The organism is Echinicola marina (assembly GCF_020463795.1).
GTDB lineage: Bacteria > Bacteroidota > Bacteroidia > Cytophagales > Cyclobacteriaceae > Echinicola > Echinicola marina.
This window is the reverse complement of sequence record NZ_CP080025.1, coordinates 4270650-4289950: the sequence shown is the minus strand read 5'-3', so window position 1 is coordinate 4289950 and position 19301 is coordinate 4270650. Positions and strand designations below refer to the sequence as shown.

Here is a 19301-nt window from a genome sequence, read left to right as displayed (position 1 = left end):
AAAGCTCTGATTTAACCGTGCCAGGGCACAGCCCTAGGCACAACGAGCTTTTTTTTCCCAAGACTTCGTACTAAATACTAACTACTCCATACTTCGTACTTGATACCTGATACTTCGTACTAACTAATAGCTACTCCAACCTTTCTTCTTTCCTCTTTATTCTTTTTTCTACAAAAAGCCCAATAACACAAAGGCACAAAATACAAGGCCGTCAAGGTACCTATGGTCAGGCCACCAATTACACTAAAGACCAAAGGCCGCTGCAAATCTGCCCCTAGCCCTGCACTGAAGACCACTGGCAGCAAGGCCAAAATGGTGGTTATGGAGGTCATCAGGATGGGCTTTAGCCGGATCGCTCCTGCCTCATATAGGGCCTTTTCCAGGATCTCCACAGAGGACAAATGGCCTTCCTTTTCCGCATACTTCACCCGTAGGCGGTTAATGGTATCGATCTTTAAAATGGCGTCATTGACCATAATTCCCAGCATCACGACCAAGCCAATGGCCGACATTACATTCAATGAAGTACCGGTCAGCCAAAGGACCAATAGGGCTCCTCCAATGCCCAAGGGCAAGGTAAAGATCACGATCAAGGGCTGCACAAAACTTTCAAACTGGGCAGCAAGGATAAAATAGAGCAGCAGCACGGCCACCAAAAGAATACCCATCAACTGCTGCAGATTTTCCCTGTCCTTGAAGTATTGCCCGGAAAAGGACACACTCAGGTCCCTTTCAAGTCCCCAGTTCCTAAGCTCCCTTTCCATGGTTTCCGGATGATCTTCGGTAATTTCCACCGATTGGTAAATCCCGGTCTTGTCCGCTGTCACATATTTATAATGGTCCTCATAGCTTACTTGGATAAAATTTGCCAAGGCATAGGACTGCCCATCTTTGGAACGGACATCATTATTGGATAAAATCTTGCTGTAATCTTCATTGCTTTCCAAAAGGTTGATGGGGGTCACCTCGCTGAACTGCTTGATCTCATCAATGGTATAGGGGCCAAAGCGCTTTTCAATCTGGGCCCTAAGTTCGGTGATATCTATTTGGTACAGGGCCAGTTTTTCCAGGTCCAAGCGAAAAACCACTGCAGCTTCTTCCTGCAAGCCGGGACCTTTCTTCCACTTTTTCACCGGCAATTCCTGCAGCCAGGGCTCCATGGTGGCTGCCTCCACGGGCTGCTTGTGCTTGAGTTCCTTCCATCGCATTTCATAGTAGGGCATATTGGAAGCAAAAAGCTGGTCAAAGGCATTGGGGGCATCCATCAGATGAATGCTGGCCTGTGGGTACTGGCTGCGGAGTGTTTTTTCCAGCTGGTTGGTATAACGCTCCTTACTGCTCTGATCCTTAAAATCGATATAAATGCTCGCCTGCTGCACAGCATTCTCCCCGTCGAAGAGCAAAAACTGCCTAAAGCCCAGGTCTGCCTCAGCATGCTCAAAATTATTTCCCAAAGTGGCCATTATATGCTTTACCCGGTCCCGGTTTTGTTCCACCCCAATGGGCTCATTCCAGTCCAGTTCCAGCAGCACATCCTTTTTCCCGATTGGCGGCAAGCCCTCTTTGGGCAATACCAGTCCGATCATCAAAAAGAGGGGAATAAGCGCCAATAATATGATCAGGCTCAGGCGCCTTTGGGCCATCAGCCTTTTATAGCCACTCTTATACAAAGCCAACACTCCTTTAAAAAAGCGGCTGTCCTCCTGTTCCCTGTGCCAGTCCTTATTGGCAAAGAAAAGCCTGTAAAGCAGGGGCAATAACACAAAGGCTACCAATAGGGACACAAAAAGAATAGCTGCTACCGACACCGCCTGATCAAAGAACAAGGCACCCGATATTCCACTCAAGAACACCAGGGGAACAAAAACTGCCAAGGTGGTCAATACCGAGCTGATCAATGCCGACATCACCTCGTTTCCCCCCCTGACACAAGCTTCAAACAGCGGCAGTCCTTCTTGTCTCTTGCGGGTGATATTGTCCAAAACAATAATGGCATTGTCGATCAGCATGCCCAGGCCGAGTGCCAGGCCACTTAGGGAGATCACATTGATGGAAATCCCAAAAGCATAAAATACCAGGAAGCTGATCACCAAGGAAGTGGGTAGGCTGACACCGATGATCAAGGGCATGCGGTAATTGCCCATAAAGATAAAGAGTACCCCAAAGGCAAAGATACCACCAAAGAGCAAACTGGTCTGCAGGTTGTTGATACCCGCATTGAGCAGATTGGATTGGTCTTGGCTGATGGCAAAATCCACTTGAGGATAATCCTGCTTAAACAGTTCCACGGACTCACTGACCTTCTCCATCAGCTCGTTCATCTTGGCTGCAGCCTGCTTATGCACGGTGATAACCAACCCCTCCCTTTGCCCATAAAGGTGATAACCCATGGGCGCTCCCATGCGGTATTGCACATGGGCCACTTTGGCCAGTTCGACTATATTTCCTTCTGGCCCCATGACGGGAAGCTTGGCAATATCTTCCGGCGTATCCACCCTAGTGGCCAAGCGCAGGAAGTAGCGGTACTGTCCATCCTTGACGCTTATTCCTGCCGGTTCGCTATTGCCAGAACGGATCGCATTGATGACATTTTGTTCCGTCATGCCCAGGCCGGCCAAAACCGCCTTTTTGGGTTCTACCGTAATCACCCTTTCCTGCTTGCCATTGATGTCCACCAAGGAAATGCCCTGCAGTTGCTCTATGCGCTTCTTCAGGACATTTTCGGCCAGTTTGGTCACTTCAGCGTAATCCGTCCCTTCCTTGGGTATGACCTGAATGCGCACCATGGGAATGTCATTGGTATTGATGCGGATGACCTGCGGACGGGAAAGCTCCTCGGGGAGGCCATTGGTCAGTCGATCTATTTTTTCATTGACCTCGATATAGGCCAGCTCCATGGAAGTGCCATAGGCAAACTGCAGCCTGAGCGTGCCTGTTTCACTGCCCGCCTTGCTTTCTATATCCTCCAGGCCATTCAGGGTGATCAGGCCTTCACGGATCCGGCTGAGCACATTCTGCTCAATGGCTTCCGGGGAGGCATTGGGATAATTCACCTTGACCACGATCTGTGGCACATCTATGGGGGGCAATAGGGATATGGGCAGCTTGGTAAAGCCTATCAGGCTAAAGACCATCAGTGCCAGAAAAACCATGGTGACCGCTATGGGCCTAGACAATAAAAAACGGACCATGGGCTATTCGTTTTCTTTGACGATCTGTACGGGTGCTTGGTGGGCCAGCTGAAGGTTATTGCTGGTGATGACCGTTTCCCCATCCTTGATCCCATCGAGTACCTCTATCTCCCGGCCATTGTCCTTACCTACCTCCACATAGTTCCATTTGGATTCCTCGCCATTGAGGGTAAAGACCACCGGGCGTCCTGAGCGGTAGACCAATGCCTGCTTGGGCACGACCACATTATCATTTTGCGGGGCGCGGATCACTGCCCGGGCATTCATCCCAGGAAGTAATTTCTCTCCATTTTTAAGCTTGATATTCACTTCCACCAGGCCGTTTTCATCCACCTTTGGATTGATGCTGCTGACCTTACCTGATAGGCTGCCCGTTCCTGCAGCAACAGGATATATCTCCGCCTCCTGAGCAAGGGAAATAAAGGGAATATCCGATTCCAGCACCTTGACCCTTAGGTTCAGTTCCTCTGTACTAAGGATCTCACAAAGCTCGTCCCCTGCATTGACCAGGCTGCCGGGCTTAAGCTGAAGGTCGGCGATCTTTCCTGATATGGGGGCTTTGATGCTGGATTTTTCCAGTTCCAGTTCTGCTTCCTTCAGTTCGATTTCAGCTGATAATAGCCCACTACTGGCCTTGAGCTGCTCCTGCAGTTCCGCAATCTTTTCTTGATCATCTCCTTCCATGATGGTGGAAAAGCCCAGCATTTCACTGTTATAGTTGGCCTGGGCATTTTTCAACTGCACCAAGGCCTTTTCCTTGCGGAAGAGGTTGTCCGTATTATCCATTTGGGCCAATAGGGTCCCTGCCTTTATGTACTGTCCTTCTTTTATACTAAATGCTTTGAGATAGCCCCTTCTTTCGATAAAGACTTTTACCTGCTGGGCGGCCTCCACCTTGCCAGAAGCATTGATCAGGTAATCAAAGGAACGCTTTTCCGCCTTGGCCACGGTGACCTTGGTGGCAGTCACTTCATTGCGTATGGATTCCAGGGAAATCTCCTCTGGTTTCTCCCCTTTGCTGTCGCAGGAAAAGCAGAGCGGAAGGGCTAAAAATGGCATTAAAAAATATGGTTTTAACTTCATGTATTTAATATAAAATTTTCCGATCCTTAATTAACTAAATTATTAAGTAAAAGAAAAGAAATATGGGGGAGATATTAGATTTGAGCCTGCCTGGCGATCAGACAGGATGGGAGGTAAAAGCTTAAGCACAGAATAAATTAAGAAGCCATTAAGGTAACTATATTTCTATCTTAATTCCTTTAACATCAAGTATCTATGGATCTAAATCTCTATTCTCCATATATAATTATAAATTATTGACAATTATTCTTTATACTATTTTTATAACATTTAATACTTACCAAGGACGCTCCACTTACTTAAAATATCTTTTGATTTTATTAACACTAAACTTATAACTAATTAAATATAATTCCAATAATCTATATACCAGAAAGTATAAATAAACAATCCAAACAAATATATAATTAAAGCTATAAATTTTTGTCGACTCAAATTGTCCAAAACATATTTTTCGATTAATTGAGAAAAGATAAAAAATAACCCAATCGAGCCCACATAAACATATCTATCTGCCATAAATACTCCTCTTGCCATAGGAACAATATGTAATGTTAAAAAAATATTAATTATAAAAAACATTAGCCCAAATAATATATATAAATTGATTTGTTTGTCTTTTTTTACTAAGGTGAAAATGAAGTAAAAAAAGGAAACAATAAACAAGGGATAAAAATAATATTTTAAGGGTAAAGGACTACCCGGTTCCATAGGAAAGCTATACCAGTATGAAAGTTTTATTGGTAAAAAAATTTTAAACAAATATTCCGAAAATGCATAGGTTGCTAGAATAGTTCTTTCAAAAAAAGGATAATATTCATTTTCAAGCTTATTTGAAAACCCCTCCTGCTGTGCAAATAGAGACACTAAACAAAAAACACCTGCTAATATTAGAAATGGAAGCTTTTCTAAAACCATTTTCTTTGTTCTAAAGGATCGGTCAAAAAAATAATCTAAAAGAATTAACAAAAAAGGAAAAACTACAATTTGCTCTTTAGCACCAAAACCTAAAACAAAGAAAAGCAATGACCAGATTAATAAAGAAGTTTTCAATTTTCTAACATATCGGATATATGATAAAAGACCACAAAATAAAAAAAAACTATAAAGAACTATCTTAGAGGCTGAAATCCACACAACAGACTCAACTTGAATAGGATGAATTAGAAAAAGTAATGCAGTCAAAAACGGAACAAAAGATTCCCGTCTCAAATATAACCTTGTTCCATCCCTAGAAGTTAATTCTTCAACTATTTTAAAAACTAAAACACTATTTAAAATATGTAATACCAAACTCATTAAATGGTAAGCAAAGGCATCCATCCCTATATAGTAGTAAATAATTCCATATAACAATGTGTTCAAGGGGGAATATTGCCCACTATAAAATCTAGTAAAATAGGTGGAAATTGTATCAAGATCCAATGAATACACATATGGATTATTATAGAGCATCCAGTCGTCATCTCCAGCTGATACTGAGAATCCATTGTTCCACAGTGGAATGTATAGGACCGTCCCAACTATAATTAATAATATTTCAAAATTATTCTTTAGGTACAGGCGATTCATAATTTAACTTTCAATTAATGTACTAGCCTCCTATTAACACAAATTTAATAGGAGTAAATATCTATATTTATCAACCAGGACATGCTTTATAAGACAGTCCATTAAATTAAGTGAAAAAAATGATTTAAAATATTAAAATGAAATATTATCTCAAAGTTGTTTATATCCCCCAATAATAATATTTTATATGTATCCGTTTTACTGCACGTATGGGTAAGTGCCCGCAATAACGAGCCTTTCAAAGAGTCCTTTGCCAAAATATCTTCGGTTCAATCTGTAAACAAACTCATTTAAATAGTTCTGTAAATATTTATAAGTTATCATGTGATATACCCCCAACAGCGTTCTTTTAAGATTACTGATTGCTTTGTGTACCCATTTTAAGGTGTCGTTTACGGACCCCTTTCCCGATGGAACGGCCAAATGGGTGGCCACCACTTCCTCTATTTTCGAGTAGGCCGTGTTCTTGTCTGTAAACAGTACCACATCCCCTACGGTATTGGCCCGGATAAAGGCATTGACACTCTCGCAGTCCACTTTGTCCATGACCCTCATTTTGAAATAGCCACAGCGCTTTGTTTTCTGCCCGGAATCCAGGTCTTCCAAGGGTACCGATTCGGCCGCCACCGCTACTGCGGTCTGTTTCTGGCTGCCTTTTCCACGTTTAAGCTGACCCAAGATCTGGTTCTCCTGTACGGTTTCCATATAACACTCGTCATATTCAATCATGTCACTGAGGATATAAAGCTCATCTCGTTGTCCCATGGCTGACCGTATCCTGTGCATCAGACGGAAAGTGGTCTCATATCGGCTAAGCCCCAGTTGCCGCTGGAGCTCAAGGCAGGAAAACCCTTTCTTGGTCGCCGACATAAACAGCATGGCCAATAGCCAGATACGGAGCGGAAGCTTGCTGTTTTCCATTACCGTCCCTGATTTAAGAGAAGAACGTCTCCGACAACTGCTGCATTCGAAAAACCTGCCGTTGGCAAACCAATAGTGTCGGGTTATCTTCTCACAGTTTTTGCACCGTATACCGCTTTTCTCACGGTATTTCTTGATGTATTGTTCACAACTTTCCTCATCTGGGAAATGGCCCGTAAATTCTATAAGGTTCATAGCTTTTCTTGTTTTTATGCAAGAAAACAACTATCCTGATACCTTGAAATTTAATGACACGTATTGTCATATTTTATTACGTGCACTCTTACGGATACACATATAATATTTTTATTCAAATTTAATATTTTAATGAACAAAAAAGAGATTATTTTTAATATTTCGGTCGTAATTCCTTGTTATAATGAAGCGTTAAATGTTAAAGACTTTTATAACAGGATTAAAAAAACCCTTAGTATTTATGAAAACTATGAAATTATATTTATTGATGACGGAAGTACAGATACTACTTTATTTGAACTTAAAAATATAGCCTGTATAGATACAAATGTTAGGTATTTATCATTCAGCAGAAATTTTGGCCACCAAAATGCACTTTTAGCAGGATTAAATTGGGCTAAGGGTGATTGCATTATCAGTTTAGATTGCGACCTTCAGCATCCACCTGAATTAATTCCTAAAATGGTGAAAATCTGGATGGAAGGATATAAAATTGTAAATACAATTCGAGAATCTACTCAAAAAATATCATTATTTAAGCGTATCAGTTCTTCATTTTTTTATAAAGCTTTCAATTATTTAACAGGTGAAAGGATAGAAAAAGGCACATCTGATTTCAGGTTATTAGATAAATCTGTAGTTAAAAATGTTGTGGAAATGGCCAAAACCTCTTTGTTTATAAGAGGCACTGTGTCATGGCTAGGATATAAAACAAAATATATCAAATTCAATGCCCCTCCTCGTTCAAAGGGAAAATCCTCGTATTCAGTCTTAAAAATGATAAACCTTGCAATAAGTGGTATCACTTATTTTGGAATAACTCCTTTAAGACTCTCATTTAATTTGGGGCTTTTTGTATCTCTTATTGCATTTCTCTATGGAATTTATGCTATTGGAATTCATTTATTTTCTAACAACGCAGTTCCAGGCTGGACTTCCGTCATTGTAAGCGTTCTTTTTCTATCTGGAGTACAATTGACTATGTTTGGAATAATTGGAGAGTATATTGGGAAAACCTTTCTACTGAGCCAGGATAGACCAAATTATATCATAGAAGAAACAAACATAAAATATGAAAAAGAATTATTTATTAAATAAATACGATTTATCTCTATACTTTCTGCTAATAACAGTTTTTATATTTTGTCTTCTTAATCATTATATAGGCCATTCTTGGGGGGATGATTTTTCTCTATATTTAAACCAGGCAAAAGCCCTTCTTAACGGAAGTGTTGAAAGAGTAGTATCTGATACTGTTTTAGCAACAACTAGATCTTCAATTCAAACATTTTCTCCTCAAGCATATCCTTGGGGTTATCCTATCCTATTAAGTCCCTGCTATTATTTTTTTAATATGAATATAAATCAATATAAAATTGTCCAGGCATTATATTTTATTTCCTTCTTAGGCACATTCTTTTTATTGATTAAAACAAGGATCGGGAATTTATCAGGTTTAATTGTAATTGGATTAATAGGCCTGAACCACACCTTTATTTTCTATACCAATCACATACTTACAGAAATCCCATTTATGCTATTTTCAACATTATCGTTACTAGCTATTGATAAAGGTATAAAGAGAGCACAGCAATCGATAATTATTCAAATTGTAATTGGAATACTACTTGTTTTTACATTTTCGATCAGAACAGAAGGTGGAGTTCTATTACTGGTCCTTTTAATTTCACAATTATTGGACATTAAAAACAAAAGGAAACTTAATTCGAAAGTAAAACTACATTTTTACTTAATTCCATATTTTGTTTTTTTCACTTTTTACCTAATCGGAAAAGAATATCTTCCAACAGGTTTTACTTCTCATTTTGGATTCTTAACAAATTTCAAAATTTCTAAATCCATTTCAAATCTAGAAATGATTATAAATTTATTGGGAATTTTTATTAACAGAAACATAAACATAGTAAGTCTTATAATTATTTTATCCATCTTTGTAATTGGGGTAATAAATAGATTTAAAAAGGACTTGTTTTTTTAGTCTATTGGATTGGAGTGTTAATTGTATTATTAATATGGCCTTACTTTTGGACAAGATATATGTATTCATTAATTCCATTTTTTTGTTATTTTCTCTTCGTTGGTTCAAAAATCACGAGTAAGTACTTGGTTAAAAAAGATTTATCATTTTATTTTTTCGGAATGTTAATCGCTTTTAATTTTTATTTTCTATTAACCAAATCTATCGAAAATTATTCATCAAATAGAATTATTAATGGGCCTGATACAAATGAGAATAGAGAAGCATTTTCTTTTATTCAAAAGAACGTCAAACGAAATGAAATAGTAATATTTGCTCTTCCTAGATTACTCAATTTTTATACTGGAAGAATGTCAGTCTTTAGGAATGATAGTATAGAAGATTTAATTAATACTGGGGATTATGTTATGATTTTTAAAAACTGGAACCATCATTTTCAAATCGTCAGATATCAAAGGCTAAATACAAATTCGAAGTTTAATAAAATTTATGAAAACTCTACTTTTATTCTTTATAAAATCCTAAAATAATCTATAATGAGTAACCAAAAAGCCATAATTATAGGGGCGGGACCAGCAGGACTAACTGCAGCTTTAGAACTACTAAGAAAAACAAAAATCAAACCAATCGTATTAGAGAAAACTAACTATGTTGGAGGGATATCTAAAACAGTAAATTATAAAGGGAATCGAATTGATATCGGTGGGCATAGGTTTTTTTCAAAGTCTGATGATATAATGAAATGGTGGACAGAAATTTTACCAATTGAGGGCGAAAAATCAATAAAATTTGATGAAATCGTAAACATATCATACCAAAATAAACACAGATCAATAACAGTTAATAGTAATGGACCAAATCCTGATTTTGAAGAAAAAGTAATGTTACTTCGAGAAAGACTTTCACGTATTTATTATCAGAAAAAGTTTTTCAGTTACCCCATTCAACTTTCAATAGAGACTTTAAAAAATTTAGGAACTATAAAAGTTTTCAAAGTGATATTTTCATATTTGAAAATCAAATTTTTTCCGCTGAAGGAAATTAATTCTCTTGAAGACTTCATTATTAATAGATTTGGAAAAGAACTATACATTACATTCTTTAAGTCATATACAGAAAAAGTATGGGGCGTTCCATGCCACAAATTAAGTGCTGATTGGGGAGCCCAAAGGATAAAGGGTCTTTCAGTAACAAAAATAATAAAACACGCAATTTTAAAAGTTGATAAGAATTCAATTAACCAAAAGAAAACTGAACAAAGTCTAATAGAACGATTTTTATACCCTAAATACGGGCCCGGTCAGATGTGGGAAGAAGTTGCAAAGGAAATTGTAAATATGGGCGGAGAAATAATTTTTCAAGCTAATGTCGATGGACTTACATTGCAAAATAAAAATATAACCGAAGTATATTATTCTAAAACTGGAAATAAGAAAGTAATAAATGCAGACTATGTTTTTTCATCAATGCCTATTAAAAAACTTATTTCCCTATTCGGTAATCATACACCAAAATTAATTAGAAATTTAGCAGATGGATTAAAGTATAGAGACTTTTTAACTATAGGTATCTTAGTTAGTAATCTTAAAATAAAAAACAAAGATGGAAGCGAAATAAAAGACAATTGGATTTATATTCAAGAACCTGGAGTTAAAATAGGCAGATTGCAAATTTTTAATAACTGGAGTCCATACATGGTTAAAGATAAAAACACAGTTTGGCTCGGTTTAGAGTATTTTTGTAATAAAGGGGACCAATTATGGGAAATGAACAATAAATCTATTATTTCATTTGGGTTAGAGGAGTTATCAAAGATTGGAATAATTAATAAAGATAGTTTCTTGGACGGAACTGTAATTAGAATGCCAAAAGCATATCCAGCCTATTTAGGCACCTATAATGAAATTCACAAAATTCAAGAATTCCTAGATTCTTTTGAAAACCTATTTCCCATTGGTAGAAATGGAATGCACAGATATAATAATCAAGATCATTCTATGTTAACTGCAATCGCTTCAGTAGATGATATTAAATATAATTTAGGAACTAAAAGCAAAATCTGGGAGGTCAATGAAACTAACGATTATCTAGAAAAGAAATAAGCCTGTTTTTAATAAAGCATTACAATTACAGAATACATATTACTCATTACTGCTAATTTGTTAAATGTAAAAAGTAAAAGCATAGCTCCGGGCCATACTCCCCCGCCCTGGTCAAGAGGTTGGAAAGCACTTTGGAAGGCCTCATCCGGGCCGTGGGCAACGGATCATTTACACCTACTCCAAACATAAATATTTTTTTGTATTGTTGTGAAATTTATTTTTGAAATATTTCTATTGAAATAATTGTGTAGGCGAATGGGGGAATTGATTAAGGATTATTTTCTGTTTACTTCCATAGGTTAATATAATAAAGCTATCAAATAGAAAAAATTCTATCTGACATAAAATTTGTGGTTGTTTCTTATTTTATGTCAAGATTTTAACCATAGTCCATTTCGATTGTTAATTACCCCCTAAAAGGATTTAGTTATCTCGGATTGATTTGGAAAAGGATATATTATTTTTTTTCCGAACAATTTAAAACATAATTAAGCGAATTTTAATTTACCAATCGCTTTAAATTGTTGATAAAAACGACTAATATTGAATTACAATCTAATGTTTTCTGTATATAAGATGTTATCACCCAATCCTCTAAATTCTTATATATGTTTAACTTGATTATTATAATTCACCCTATTATGAAAGAACAAAACATTACAGATCAACAGATACTAATTCATCTTAATTCTAAAAAGAAATATCTATTATCAGAATTAAATAAGATTGAGTTAGCCATTCAGGCTTTTAAAGGAAATTTCAATTCAAAAAAAGAAATGGAATCAAATTTAAAAAAAATCGAGATTCCCAAAAAATATAATAAAAATGACAAAACTGATTTAAAAATCGCATTTGTTTTAAGCAAATTGAATCGTGCTGATAAAAATGAAATAGTAAAGGAAATCTTAAATTTGGAACCTGATCAGGACGAAAAAAAACTTATCAACAATGTTTCTGTACGATTGTCTTTTTTACTTAAAAACAATAAGATTATTGCTGAAAAGGCTGGTAGAAATTATATATATTTCCTTGAATAAAGCTTGGGAGATTAAATATCTCCCATCCACCAAAACACTGGCATTGGCAAAATGCCCAACCATGCTAAAAACTAATCTGCCAATGGCCAATGAAAACCAAAAAATCTCATTCTGCCTATCCATGATAAATAGGACTAGGCCAAAACAAGTGAAAAGAATGGTGAGAAGGATGAGAACAGCCTTGCCTGCCGATGATTTCAGTACCTTGTGGTTATAGCTTCCGGTTTGGTGGTGGTTCAGGGATTGACGATAAAAATGGCTACATTCACTGCTAATCCCCTTAGCATTACAAAGGCCGAATAACCTCCCTGGTCAAAGTGAAAATCTTACCGACAAAAATTCAAAAACAACCAGATAAAGGAAATGTGAATCACGGCAACGATGTAGAATGGATGCTTTAGTTTTTCTAAGAACAACCCGCAAATAACGAAAATCGCTACGATCAGCACAACAGTAGGGAGTACTCCAATAGGACCATCCCATATCACAATTTGCCCAAGAAAGTTTCCAAAAAAAACTTTGGGTATGTTGTCTATAAAGAATGTTTCTTGGCTATTGTTAACATTCGATGGTTATTTGGCATTATCGGCTGTTTCAGAAAAAGAAAAATGTCAGTGGAAAACTATCCTATTGGTAGGGAGAAATTGTTTATGAACTTTTGCAGGTACTAACTAAATTTCATTGACTCTCGCAGGGGAACTGATAGAGGTGGAAGTGTTTCCGGGCATTTTTCCCAGTATCCAATATACTTACGTCCAGGCTATTATCAGCTAAGAACGGGAGAATTTTATCAGGTACCTGGTATATTCCTTTGGCTAGATGAACTGTGTCCTTTTTATAAATGTCTTGGACAAGCCCATGTCAGCAGTGGACCGAGCCTCCAAATATTCTCCTGGTCTCAACCAAACCATCTCGGACAAGGAGTTTCACTATGACCTTGCCTTAGATCCCACCTGCCTATATCATCTAAAGATAAAAGTTTGGAGGCAGGAACTAATTCCTTGTTCTTCCAAATGATAATTTTCCTTTGTTCGACGTTTTTTTTAACGTGAAAGAACACAATGGTTATCTGTCCAGCCCTGATCGGGGTAGCAGGAGGGGCAAGTTGTTGGATATCTAAAAGGAGTCCCTACTGCCCCTTCCAAAAAGTATTTACAGCATTCCTTATTATAGAAAGCCACTTTTCTAAAGTCCTCACATACCTATCGGGGAGAGGATAAATGCTACAAACGCCATTCCTGTCTCTATAAGGGCCTGAGAGTGGAATTACAGGACAACCAGAATACCTGGAGATTTAAATCGTCAGGAACGTATCGCTTGCCATATATGGGCTTCACAGTAGGTCCAATAATTGTTTGATGCCAGCAAAAAATGGACAATTTAAGAGATGAAATTAAGATAGAAGCATAATTAAATTTACATACTTTACAAATATTCACCAGTTTAAGTCTACTGGCATATAAAATGAACGCATTAATGAATTAACAATTCCCTTCAAATTAGACCTATTATCAACTTAAATTATCAGAAATAAAAAAAGGGCTTTATAGCCCTCCTTCATCAGCAAAGGAATAGTACCCCTCTGGAGTTAGGATAATGTTATCTAGTATCGGAAGTTCCAATAATTTACCCGCCTTTACCATTTTTTTTAGTCAGCAGTTTATCCTGTTCACTGGACTTCATGGTTCCTGAGGGCTGGTTATGGGCAATTATAATGGCGATGCTAACGATTTCATGGCAGCTCCAAATATTACTTTTAAGTCAACTACGGTTCCCGCTGTTCCTCCAGATGAGCCATTGATTATTCCAAGTACACGGTTGGCCCTGTCCAGGAGGATGACCTTAAATTCTTCAAAAAAAGCTGTTTTCAAATCATCCCAATTTGCCCTTAAAATCCTATTGGCTTTCAAGGAAGAGTCGATATACGGCTTTACAGAAATCTTTGAATTGGGACGATACCTTAGGCAACTTGGCTGGAAACGATGGCTTTATTCTTGGTATCCATAACATTTCGATTTAATGGTTAGAAATTAATTATGGTACCCATCACAGCTTGAGGGCAATCAAGGCCAAGTGGGAACGTAATAAATGAGGACCCTGCGAGAAGCCCTATGTTTATGCCGTAAGCTTTTGGCCGCTTCAGAAGCACAAAAGCTATCTTGTAACATAATAAATTCATAAATATAGTTTATGCTTTACCCCATTACAGCCATGTACTAACTCTTATTTAAAAAGGTCCCCCACCTGCTTGATATGATTTAAAAGTTCCTGAATATTAATCTGTTTCAATATTGACAAAGCGATCTTATAAGCTATAAAAAAATCATCCAATTTGTTTTCAAGATCAAGCAGGTCACTAAGATCAAAACCTTCACCATCAATTGTTAAATCGATATCCGATGATGGGTGGCAATGAACTGCCTCACAGAACCGGAACGAAATCTGGAAAAATAAAATTGGAAATGTTTGAAACCTAGCAGAGCGGGGGAGGGAAAAGGATAAATCACCATAAGCAACCAGAAACCCCACTATTATAACCTTTGATAAATTTAATCAGATGAAAGTAATTCTATATATTAATTAATCCACCTAAAATCAATCAAATTCCTCATCAAGGAAAAACTTTCTATAGATCTTCTATCTTTATATCCAACTTGTCAAAGGCATCCTCTTACTTATTTAATAAGTTCATTATTTCTTTCAATAAATAAAGCAAAATTAAATCTAGCTGTATAAGAACTAACATTCACATCGATTCTTAGTATTTCAACATATTGTTCATATGTGGATTCTCAAAGCAGAATGTTTTTTTTAAATATTTCAGTCATTTCATTACTAAAACTGGCACCAATAATTCTTCATAACAGTCTCTCATTCGGGCTAGCCAATTATAAATTGGGTAAATCATATTTAAATAGAGAATTTATCTGAGTTATACTGACACCGTAGATTGATTTTCTATCATGGGAAACTGTAAACCCTGTAATAGGCTGATCTAATTTAAAAGAATCAATCAAATCTCCTTGCCAATTCCAAATGGATAAGACTGGGTTAAAATTTTCATCAAAGAAAAAATCCTTACCGGTTTGATAAGCAGATAGCATAAAAATATATTTTTCACTACTTTGTATATGATAAGGGAACATTTTTAAATGTTTTTTGTTATTACTTTTAACATCTTCTAGATAAGATTTTCTTTCATACTGAATAGTATTAATTAATTTTCCTTCACTATTATAAATTTTAAATATTGGAAGATAATTGTAAAATGTACCAAAAAATTCTCCATTTTCAGATACAGCAGTTTCTTTCCCCAGATTTATATATCTATATGATGGATTAGGGTAACTTGAAATATCTTCCCCAAAATAATTCCCAAAACTAGATTTTATTTCCCCCTCTTCAATGTCAATTATTACATGTTCCTTTCCAAATTTATCCATCGGACCATTGGCAAAATAAGTTGATTGATTTATCTTTCTAATACGATTAAGAGGAAAATCATCAAATGGAAGTTTCTTTGAATACATTAATTCAAAAACATTATCTTTGCTTAGTCTAAATCTTTTTATTTTTAAGTTATCTATGACTTCGAACGAATTATTATTATGCTTAACAAAAGTTTTTGGATCTATTAGACTAAATTCACTTGGGCCATCTCCTTTTTTACCCCAACTAAATAAATATTTCATGTCAGATATTGAAAATACCTTAAAGATATCATTATCAACATTATCAAAAACTACTAAATGATTCTGCAAACTCACTATATATGTGGGACGAAATAAATCTATATCTATACTTATTCTTTGTCCTGTTATAGTTTCTCGATTGTTTAATGACATTAGATTATATGTCACATCTTCTCTATTATCTATAGATTCACAGGAAAACATAATAAACAAGCCCCAAACGGGGATCAAATAGTTGGTTAATACCTTCTTAAACATTATTCTTAGATATTTAAGGGCAAGTGCATTTTTGGCATGTAAATCCATAATCATAAGGTTGATCTGCTAAAGCTTGAACACAATCATTACACCTAATAACTACATAACAATCACCTACAATACACGTCCACCCTTGCATCACTCTACATGGGACCTCTTCATAATTAGGGCCTGATCCTCCTGATCCTCCTGTACTTTGAGCTAAAGTTATTGGAATTAAAGAAAAATCACCATTTAGACTCGTTTGAATATTTAACATAAGTGCAATTAAAAAAACTATCCCACTTATCAACTTAATTAAATTTATCTTTTCCATAATTATTATAATTAATTTAACTAATTACTCAACAAATGTTAATTTAATCAGTATTCCAACAAAAAAAAAGTATCACAACAAATATTTAACTAATTTAATTTCACAAAGAACATTAATTACAAACACAGTAAAAAACTAGTTAAATCACTGAATTTCATATACCAAAACGCATCAAACAGAAAAGTTAATAATTAATTAGTAATTTTAAGTAGACCGATTTAATTTAAAAATAAAATTATGAATAAAAAATCATTAATACCGATCTTATCATTTTACTTTCCTACTATTATTTTCTTTAAGTCTACTATTATAAGCAATCCTATCAATAGGATAGTTTAATTGAATACTTACATTTGAAGAAAAAGTTATAATACTTCGAGAAAGGTTTTCCAGCATTTATTACCAGAAGACGTTTTTCAATTACCCCATTCAAATTTCATTGGAGACTTTAAAAATTTTAGGGGCTTTAAAAGTTTTCAAAGTGATATTTTCTTAAGTAAAAATCAAGTTATTTCCGCTGAAAGAAATAATCCTCTTAAAGACTTAATAATTAATAGATTTGGCAAAGAGCTATACATCTCTTTCTTTAATAATAGTATGGGGCATTCTCTGCTACAATTTATTTGCTGATTGAAGGAGGCAAAGGATAAAATGTCTTTCAGGAACCAAAATAATAAAACATGTAATTTTAAAAGTTAATAAAAAATCAATTAGGCAAAAGAAAACTGAACAAACTCTGATAGAACGATTTTTATACCCTTAATATGGGCCCAGTCAGATGTGGGAAGAAGTTGCAAGGGAAATTGTAAATATGGGCGAAAAATATTAAACTACAACGGAAAAAACGAAGGTAGTAAATGCAGATTATGGTTTTTCATCAATACCTATCAAAATCTGATTTCCTTATTCGAAAATCGTATGCCAAAATTAATTAGTAATTTAGCTGAAGGATTAAAGTTTTGAGACTTTTTAATTATTGAAACGATGTCTTTGTTCTTGGTATCCATAACATTTCGATTTAATGGTTAGAAATTAATTATGGCACCCATCGCAGCTTGAGGGCAATCAAGGCCAAGTGGCAACGGAATAAATGAGGGACTTGCGGGGAGCCTCGTGTTTATGCAGTAAGCTCTTGGCCGCTTCAGCAGCCCGATAGCTAACTTGTATCATGATTAATGAATAAAATCTCACCCTCTATTTTTAACCTTGAAAAAAGGACATTTCCACCAACTGAAAATGCCCCTCTAACAGTATTAAATCAAGCTATTTTCAAACCCTCGCCCCTTTTCCCTTCTTGGGTTCCTTAGGAACGTTCTTCATTTCCGGGGCCTGGGTCTTTTTTGCTTGCTGGCCTTCCTTCACCTCCTTTCCCTGTTCTTTGGAAATGAGCAGATCCTTGGTCTTGACCATTTTCATTTCCGCATCCATCACATTCACGGATTTGAACTTGGGATTGGCAGACACGTACATAATCTCTTCTTTCCCGCCTTTCTCCATCGTCACCGGATAGACATTGCCTTTTTCAAAGGCCTTGATCATCCACTCTGACTTGGTCGGGTCCTGCAGTTCCTTGATGGGCAGTTTGGCGAGGGCTTCTTTGCTGTCATAGCCATAATTTTCATGATAGGAATCAATCTTAAAATTATTGTTCTTGTCCTTTTCGGTAAAGTCCAGTTGAACCCATGCTTGGTAGGGCTCCTTTTCTGCATTCAACATTCCCTTTTTCACTGCCCTTCCTTCCAATAGATTGAAAGCTTCCTTGGCCGTTATCGACTGGTTATTGTAAAAGGTATGGTCCTTTGGGGCGATCTCCGGATTGGCATTATGCAAGCTGGCATCGTACTTATTGAGAAAGTACCTTTCTGAGGTATTGGATTTTCTGAAATGTAGGTTAAAGTCCATTTTCCTACCGTCAATCTCCATGCTATGCGGTAGGTTAAAGGCCTCCATATTTGCTTTGATGTTTTTTTCCAATGCACTGTTCAGGTCCGTGTCGAATCCTGTATACTTGAGTTTCTCTTTTAAATAATCTAAATTTTCCTGGTCCATGATAGTTATGGTTTATGGTTGAACATGTTATAAATCCCTGACTTTTAGAATGTCCTTGTCCCTGATAATAAGGGATAGGTCCCTGTCGCCGTTTTCCTCTCGTAATAGGATCTGGACCTGCTTTTGGTCCGATATCGTGAATTGGGGAAATGCCAGCACCAAGGTATTTTCTCCATGGCCTTCCAAGCCATTCCCATTTTCCCATTTCCAGAGCAGAGGCTCCATAAATTCCTCTTTTAAGGAAGTATGCTTGGCCTGTTTTTTATCCTTTATGGAGATAATCGGTTTTTCAGGGGCATAGGCCAATGATGAGTTGTTCTTAAATTCCAGCTTAAAGAACAAAAGCCCATGGCTTTGATAGATTCCTTTCAGTCTTGCCCTTATTTTAAATTCTCTGCAGGTTTTGTTTAAAAATCCATCTTCCCCAAACACCGAAGCTGCCAATCCCTCCAGTTTATCCTTGTCCACAGGATAGTCTTTGAGCTGCAATGCCTTTGGGGCAGCTTTTGCCTGCTCGGCCATATTGATGGAACTTCCTTTCAAGGTCTCATTATAGCTGATCCTTAGGTGGTACAATCTTGCATCAGCGGTCACTACATGGAGATTGGTGGTTACAAAATCCCGCTTTCCTGCCTTGAGCAATAATAAATTGGGTGCTTTCCCGTCCACTTTGGCCAATACCTGCGCATGGCCCCTGTCGACGCTCAATACCTGTGCGGGAAATACCAAGGCCGTGGTATGGTCCCATCCCACATTTACAGGATAGGCCTTTATCATGGCTTCATGGGATAATGGTTTCACCGCTGTCAATGGCTCCTGTGCCATTACATTTACCGCCAAAAGGCAATAAGACATTAAAATCAAATTGATTCTCTTTTTCATCATC

Annotated in this window: 16 protein-coding genes; 6 read left to right on the top strand and 10 right to left on the bottom strand. The window is 36.6% G+C overall.

The window, feature by feature from the left end:
* Positions 1–119: 119 nt before the first annotated feature.
* The 4 genes from KZP23_RS17345 to KZP23_RS17330 all read right to left on the bottom strand — a co-directional run bounded on the left by KZP23_RS17345 (position 120) and on the right by KZP23_RS17330 (position 6962).
* Entirely contained in the window at positions 120–3191 is a 3072-nt protein-coding gene (locus KZP23_RS17345) for an efflux RND transporter permease subunit (RefSeq protein ID WP_226333050.1), read from the bottom strand.
* A 3-nt stretch (positions 3192–3194) separates the two neighbouring features.
* Positions 3195–4250 carry an efflux RND transporter periplasmic adaptor subunit gene (locus KZP23_RS17340; protein WP_226333049.1) on the bottom strand — a complete coding sequence of 352 codons (1056 nt, stop codon included), beginning with the start codon at positions 4248–4250 and terminating at the stop codon, positions 3195–3197.
* A gap of 366 nt (positions 4251–4616) precedes the next feature.
* Complete coding sequence (locus tag KZP23_RS17335; RefSeq protein WP_226333048.1) at positions 4617–5846, bottom strand: hypothetical protein; 1230 nt, start codon at positions 5844–5846, stop codon at positions 4617–4619.
* 198 nt (positions 5847–6044) lie between these two features.
* Entirely contained in the window at positions 6045–6962 is a 918-nt protein-coding gene (locus tag KZP23_RS17330; RefSeq protein WP_226333047.1) for an IS1595 family transposase, read from the bottom strand.
* A 132-nt stretch (positions 6963–7094) separates the two neighbouring features.
* Here KZP23_RS17330 and KZP23_RS17325 point away from each other — a divergent pair, with 132 nt between their 5' ends.
* The 5 genes from KZP23_RS17325 to KZP23_RS17305 all read left to right on the top strand — a co-directional run bounded on the left by KZP23_RS17325 (position 7095) and on the right by KZP23_RS17305 (position 12317).
* A complete protein-coding gene (locus KZP23_RS17325; RefSeq protein ID WP_226333046.1) occupies positions 7095–8060 on the top strand; it encodes a glycosyltransferase family 2 protein in 966 nt (321 codons plus the stop codon).
* Positions 8035–8961, top strand: coding sequence for a hypothetical protein (locus KZP23_RS17320; RefSeq protein ID WP_226333045.1), 927 nt, complete (start codon positions 8035–8037; stop codon positions 8959–8961). Before KZP23_RS17325 ends, KZP23_RS17320 begins: the two co-directional genes overlap by 26 nt.
* A gap of 536 nt (positions 8962–9497) precedes the next feature.
* On the top strand, positions 9498–11063 hold the full coding sequence (locus KZP23_RS17315; protein ID WP_226333044.1) for an NAD(P)/FAD-dependent oxidoreductase: 1566 nt from the start codon (positions 9498–9500) through the stop codon (positions 11061–11063).
* A gap of 641 nt (positions 11064–11704) precedes the next feature.
* Positions 11705–12100, top strand: coding sequence for a hypothetical protein (locus KZP23_RS17310; protein WP_226333043.1), 396 nt, complete (start codon positions 11705–11707; stop codon positions 12098–12100).
* 61 nt (positions 12101–12161) lie between these two features.
* Positions 12162–12317, top strand: coding sequence for a hypothetical protein (locus KZP23_RS17305; RefSeq protein WP_226333042.1), 156 nt, complete (start codon positions 12162–12164; stop codon positions 12315–12317).
* 1327 nt (positions 12318–13644) lie between these two features.
* On the opposite strand, the gene KZP23_RS23070 is transcribed toward KZP23_RS17305, so the two are convergent.
* Together KZP23_RS23070 and KZP23_RS23210 are read right to left on the bottom strand one after the other, a co-directional pair.
* Positions 13645–13743, bottom strand: a complete 99-nt coding sequence (locus KZP23_RS23070) for a JAB domain-containing protein (RefSeq protein ID WP_262904703.1) — start codon at positions 13741–13743, stop codon at positions 13645–13647.
* Entirely contained in the window at positions 13727–13810 is an 84-nt protein-coding gene (locus tag KZP23_RS23210) for a hypothetical protein (protein ID WP_449506053.1), read from the bottom strand. The genes KZP23_RS23070 and KZP23_RS23210 overlap by 17 nt, the downstream gene beginning before the upstream one ends.
* On the opposite strand from KZP23_RS23210, the gene KZP23_RS23205 reads away from it, so the two are divergent.
* The gene (locus KZP23_RS23205; RefSeq protein ID WP_449506047.1) at positions 13802–14107 is read left to right on the top strand and encodes a hypothetical protein; all 306 of its coding nucleotides are present in this window, start codon (positions 13802–13804) and stop codon (positions 14105–14107) included. The two genes, KZP23_RS23210 and KZP23_RS23205, sit on opposite strands and share 9 nt — an antisense overlap.
* Before the next feature lie 881 nt (positions 14108–14988).
* Here the strand turns inward: KZP23_RS23205 and KZP23_RS17295 are convergent.
* The 4 genes from KZP23_RS17295 to KZP23_RS17280 all read right to left on the bottom strand — a co-directional run bounded on the left by KZP23_RS17295 (position 14989) and on the right by KZP23_RS17280 (position 19297).
* Complete coding sequence (locus KZP23_RS17295; protein ID WP_226333041.1) at positions 14989–16098, bottom strand: BF3164 family lipoprotein; 1110 nt, start codon at positions 16096–16098, stop codon at positions 14989–14991.
* The gene (locus KZP23_RS17290) at positions 16064–16366 is read right to left on the bottom strand and encodes a hypothetical protein (RefSeq protein ID WP_226333040.1); all 303 of its coding nucleotides are present in this window, start codon (positions 16364–16366) and stop codon (positions 16064–16066) included. The genes KZP23_RS17295 and KZP23_RS17290 overlap by 35 nt, the downstream gene beginning before the upstream one ends.
* Positions 16367–17635: 1269 nt before the next feature.
* Positions 17636–18415 (bottom strand): hypothetical protein, encoded by a 780-nt coding sequence (locus tag KZP23_RS17285; protein ID WP_226333039.1) that lies wholly within the window; start codon positions 18413–18415, stop codon positions 17636–17638.
* 27 nt (positions 18416–18442) lie between these two features.
* Positions 18443–19297, bottom strand: coding sequence for a DUF4138 domain-containing protein (locus KZP23_RS17280; protein WP_226333038.1), 855 nt, complete (start codon positions 19295–19297; stop codon positions 18443–18445).
* Between the last annotated feature and the right edge of the window lie 4 nt (positions 19298–19301).